This is a genomic window from Citrobacter sp. wls613 (assembly GCF_005281195.1).
GTDB classification, from domain to species: Bacteria; Pseudomonadota; Gammaproteobacteria; order Enterobacterales; family Enterobacteriaceae; genus Citrobacter; species Citrobacter gillenii.
The window spans coordinates 1-3,887 of the sequence record NZ_SZXN01000081.1 but is presented as its reverse complement, the minus strand read 5'-3'; the positions used below and the strand labels follow the sequence as shown (position 1 = coordinate 3,887).

The 3,887-nt window shown below is 48.2% G+C and carries 3 protein-coding genes and 3 tRNA genes; 1 reads left to right on the top strand and 5 read right to left on the bottom strand.

From position 1 onward, the window contains the following. Positions 1-37 precede the first annotated feature (37 nt). The 3 genes from FDX01_RS20690 to FDX01_RS20680 form a co-directional block, all read right to left on the bottom strand. Positions 38-112 (bottom strand) — tRNA-Gly (locus FDX01_RS20690). 115 nt (positions 113-227) lie between these two features. Further along, positions 228-312 (bottom strand) — tRNA-Tyr (locus tag FDX01_RS20685). A gap of 8 nt (positions 313-320) precedes the next feature. Beyond that, a tRNA-Thr gene (locus tag FDX01_RS20680) sits at positions 321-396 on the bottom strand. A 390-nt stretch (positions 397-786) separates the two neighbouring features. Between FDX01_RS20680 and coaA the strand changes: the two genes are divergently transcribed. Beyond that, complete coding sequence (gene coaA / locus FDX01_RS20675; protein ID WP_096759485.1) at positions 787-1,737, top strand: type I pantothenate kinase; 951 nt, start codon at positions 787-789, stop codon at positions 1,735-1,737. 31 nt (positions 1,738-1,768) lie between these two features. Here the strand turns inward: coaA and birA are convergent, their stop codons facing one another. Together birA and murB are read right to left on the bottom strand one after the other, a co-directional pair. After that, positions 1,769-2,731, bottom strand: coding sequence for a bifunctional biotin--[acetyl-CoA-carboxylase] ligase/biotin operon repressor BirA (birA, locus tag FDX01_RS20670; RefSeq protein ID WP_137400383.1), 963 nt, complete (start codon positions 2,729-2,731; stop codon positions 1,769-1,771). Further along, complete coding sequence (murB, locus tag FDX01_RS20665; RefSeq protein WP_117344055.1) at positions 2,728-3,756, bottom strand: UDP-N-acetylmuramate dehydrogenase; 1,029 nt, start codon at positions 3,754-3,756, stop codon at positions 2,728-2,730. The genes birA and murB overlap by 4 nt, the downstream gene beginning before the upstream one ends. Positions 3,757-3,887: the final 131 nt, after the last annotated feature.

Sequence of the window (3,887 nt, the reverse complement as noted above, 5' to 3'; positions counted from 1 at the left end):
AGGGTGCGCTCTACCAACTGAGCCATATCAGCACGTCTGGAGCGGGCAGCGGGAATCGAACCCGCATCATCAGCTTGGAAGGCTGAGGTAATAGCCATTATACGATGCCCGCATCCTGAAACTCGGCTACCCAGTTCTTTCTGTAACAAAAAAGAGATTTCTCTCTTTTCTGTTTGAGCTGGTTAATTTTTCTAACCAACCCAGGCGGCGATAACGCTGCCAGAAAGTGGTGGTGGGGGAAGGATTCGAACCTTCGAAGTCTGTGACGGCAGATTTACAGTCTGCTCCCTTTGGCCGCTCGGGAACCCCACCGGACTTGATGGTGCCGACTACCGGAATCGAACTGGTGACCTACTGATTACAAGTCAGTTGCTCTACCTACTGAGCTAAGTCGGCATCAAGTAGCGCGCATTTTATGGAGACCTGCGCTTTCATGCAACTAAAAAATCGCATAAAACGTTCTATCGCTCATATTTTACACTATACGACCGATAAATAATCTATTATCGCGCCTGACTGTACAAATTTACAACGTTTCACGACCGTCCAGGAGGTGTTTTACTCCATCATATGTATACCAACTGATGCAAAGTGCCTCTTTTTACATCTGGAATACCCGTCACATTGCTTTTCAGGGGATGATTTTTTCTTATTATTCCCTCCCATCTGGTGTTACCCTCCTGCCCATTGTCCAAATTAACTGAAATGTGACGTGCCATTGCGTGCCAGGGATGAATTCATTTTTTATTACTGACCTGATATCGCAATGACAGCCAGACCATGCGTATGAGTATAAAAGAGCAAGCGTTAATGACGCCTTACCTACAGTTTGATCGCAACCAGTGGGCTGCGCTTCGTGATTCCGTGCCGATGACCCTGACCGAGGAAGAGATTGCTCGTCTGAAAGGCATTAATGAAGACTTATCGCTGGAAGAAGTTGCCGAGATTTATTTGCCCTTATCGCGTTTGCTAAACTTTTACATCAGTTCAAACCTGCGCCGTCAGGCTGTGCTGGAGCAATTTTTAGGCACCAACGGCGAGCGTATTCCTTATATCATCAGTATTGCTGGCAGCGTTGCGGTAGGAAAAAGTACCACTGCGCGCGTCCTGCAGGCATTGTTGAGTCGCTGGCCTGAGCATCGCAAGGTTGAGTTGATTACCACCGATGGCTTTCTTCACCCTAACCAGGTGTTGAAAGACCGTGGACTTATGAAGAAGAAAGGCTTCCCTCAGTCCTACGATATGCACCGTCTGGTAAAATTCGTTTCCGACCTCAAGTCAGGTGTCCCTAACGTCACGGCGCCGGTTTATTCACATCTTATCTATGATGTGATCCCTGATGGAGACAAGACCGTCGCACAACCCGATATTTTAATTCTCGAAGGATTAAACGTATTACAAAGTGGGATGGATTACCCTCACGATCCACATCATGTATTTGTTTCTGACTTTGTCGACTTCTCTATTTACGTTGACGCACCAGAAGAATTACTCCAGACGTGGTATATCAATCGTTTCCTGAAATTCCGTGAAGGGGCATTTACCAACCCCGACTCTTATTTCCATAACTACGCCAAACTGTCTGAAGATGAGGCTATCAATACCGCCACAACACTTTGGAAAGAAATTAACTGGCTGAATTTAAAACAAAATATCTTACCAACGCGTGAGCGAGCCAGCTTAATCATGACTAAAAGCGCCAACCATGCTGTTGAACAAGTGAGATTACGGAAATAAACAAAAAGGGGAGCTATCGCTCCCCTTTTTATTACCCTGCGCTTCTGAGTGATATTTCTCCACCCATCCACGGTTTGATCACGCCATCCTGTTCAAGTAATAGCGCACCTTGCGCATCTATTCCCCGGGATACACCAAATATTTCTTTATCGCCGATAATCAATTTAACGGGACGATTGATAAAATTATCCAGCGTCTTCCAACGTGGTAAATAAGGCGTTAGCCCTTCTTGCTCAAACAGTACGAGTGCCGCACGCAGCTCACGGATCAACCGAGCGGCAAGGGTGTTACGATCAATGTTAATTCCCGCTTCCTGCAGGTTAATCCAGCCCTGATTAACCACACTCTCTTCCACCCGACGCATTGCCATATTAATACCCGCGCCAATAACAATTTGCGCAGCGTCACCCGTTTTACCGGTAAGCTCCACCAGAATGCCGGCGAGTTTACGATCGAGCAGATAGAGGTCGTTGGGCCATTTCACGCGCACCTTATCGGCACCCAGATCGCGTAATACTTCTGCCATAATGATACCAATGACCAGGCTCAGGCCAATCGCAGCCGCCGGTCCCTGCTCCAGACGCCAGAACATTGAGAGGTAAAGGTTTGCTCCAAACGGAGAAAACCATTTACGCCCACGACGGCCACGTCCGGCCTGCTGATATTCAGCGACGCAGGCATCACCTGATTCCAGTTGCCCAATACGATCCAAAAGGTATTGGTTGGTCGAATCAATGACCGGCAGGACGGTAATATTTCCACCACCCAGTTGGGAATGAATAACTGATGAATCCAGGAGCTGAATAGGTTCCGGTAAGCTGTATCCTTTACCGGGAACGGTAAATACATCAACACCCCAGTCACGTAACGTCTGGATGTGTTTATTGATAGCCGCACGACTCATGCCTAGCTTTTCACCTAGCTGTTCACCCGAATGAAATTCACCATCAGCCAGCAATGAAATAAGCGTCAGAGGTACAGTATGATCCTTCATGCTATGATCTCCACGGCGTTCATTTCCCCCTGAGGTCCAATAAATCGGACCTCAGGCTCAAGCCAGACATTAAATTTCGCACCCACTTTCTGGCGAACGTGATGGGCAAGCTGCACCACATCCTGGCTTGTTGCATCGTTGGCATTAATGAGTACCAGCGCCTGTTGCTGATGTACCGCAGCACCACCTATACTCGCCCCTTTTAGCTGACATTGATCGATAAGCCAGCCAGCAGCCAGTTTCACAGAGCCATCTTTTTGAGGGTAATGAGGCGCTGTCGGGAATTGTGACAGCAGCACCTGAGCAACTTCTGCGGTAACGACGGGATTTTTAAAGAAGCTCCCCGCGTTACCCTGTATTTTAGGGTCGGGTAGTTTAGTTGTACGCATATGACAGACGGCATCAAACACTTGCTGCGGCGTCACCGTCGAGGGATCCAGGCGAGTTAAGTCGCCGTAGGTCAGCACCGGCTGCCATTGTTTTGGTAGTTTCAGCCCAACTGCAACGATCGCAAAGCGATCCTGGTATTCATGTTTGAAGATACTATCACGATAGCCAAAACGGCATTCCGCTGCTGCGACGCGTAAATGTTTGCCCGTCGACAGTTCAACGCAATCAACATATTCACAGACACGCTGTAGTTCTACGCCGTAAGCACCGATATTCTGGATCGGCGATGAACCGACACAACCGGGGATGAGCGCAAGGTTTTCCAGCCCTGGCATGCCCAGTTGCAGAGTATGCTGTACCAGATGATGCCAGTTTTCCCCCGCACCTACGTGCAAATGCCAGGCATCAGGCTGTTCTGTGACCTGAATGCCCTTAATACGGTTAACAATCACCGTTCCATAGAAGGCATCAAGAAACAGGACGTTACTCCCTTCACCCAGGATCAGCACTGGATGTTGTAATGCATTGGCTGATTGCCAGGCATTCAGTAATTGTTGCTCATTTTCGGCGCAGACAAGTTCATTAGCATACTGATCAATACCGAAGGTGTTCCAGACTTTAAGGGAGTGATTCATAGACGCTTTCCTGATGCAAAATCGTGCTTAGTTTACCGCATATGCCTCAGGATGGCTTGTGTTATGGAAGAGTGGGATATTGAGCACTCACCGACAAACAACAGACGCAAAAAAGCCCATCCGTCAGGATG